Annotated in this window: 1 protein-coding gene; it reads left to right on the top strand. The window is 72.4% G+C overall.

Translation table 11 applies throughout. From position 1 onward, the window contains the following. Positions 1-920 (top strand): RNA-guided endonuclease InsQ/TnpB family protein (locus NX780_RS25085; protein ID WP_258830613.1); only part of this gene is annotated, 920 nt, incomplete at both ends.

Here is a 920-nt window from a genome sequence, read left to right as displayed (position 1 = left end):
ACCACTGCCGTGCTGCCCAAGGTCGGCCGGGTGGCGCTGCACGAAGCGCTGCGCTGGCCTGGACGCATCCTGGGCGCGAGCATCTCGCGCGAAGCGGATCACTGGTTCTTGTGCGTCCAGGTCGAGGTGCCCGATGCGGCGGCGCGCCTGCCGCGTAGCAGCCACGGTGTTACTGGCGTCGACCTCGGCGTGAGCGCCGCCGCCACGCTCGCCAGCGGCGAGAAGATCGCGGCGCCGCGTCCCTTGAAGGCCGCGCTGCGCCGCCTGCGCATCCGCAGCCGGCGCCTGTCGCGCAAGCTCCATGCCGCGAAGGCGCTGGCCGGGATCGCGGGCCGGATCCCGAAAGGCACGCGGCTGCCCGTGTCGAACAAGCGCATCCAGGCAGCGCAGGCGCTGGCGCGCCTGCACGCCCGAATCGCCCGGGTGCGCCGGGACTTCACCCACAAGCTCACGACCCGCCTCTGCCGCGAAAACCAAGCGGTGGCGATCGAGGACCTGAACGTGAGCGGCATGCTGGCCAACGCCAGGCTGTCCCGCGCGATCTCGGACGTGGGCATTTACGAGATCCGTCGCCAACTGCTGTACAAGGCTGCGCGCTACGGCACCCTGATCGTGCTGGCCGACCGCTGGTACCCGTCCAGCAAGCTCTGTTCGGGCTGCGGGGCACGCAACGCCACCCTGGCCCTGGGCGAGCGCGCCTGGACCTGCGCCGGCTGCGGCGCGTACCACGACCGCGACGTCAACGCGGCCATCAATTTGCAGCGGCTCGCCACCGGCGCCCTCGCGGCGGCAACGGCGCTACCCGTGGCGAGTCCGGCGGCGACGCCGGGCACTGCCGCCGGCCAGGGGCCGGCGGGAGGCGGGAAAGTCACGCCTGCCAGGCACGAGCACGGTCAGCAGGACGGCTCGGGACAGGAAGA

This window comes from Massilia agri (assembly GCF_024753255.1).
GTDB classification, from domain to species: Bacteria; Pseudomonadota; Gammaproteobacteria; order Burkholderiales; family Burkholderiaceae_D; genus Telluria; species Telluria agri.
This window is presented reverse-complemented; position numbering and strand designations above follow the sequence as displayed.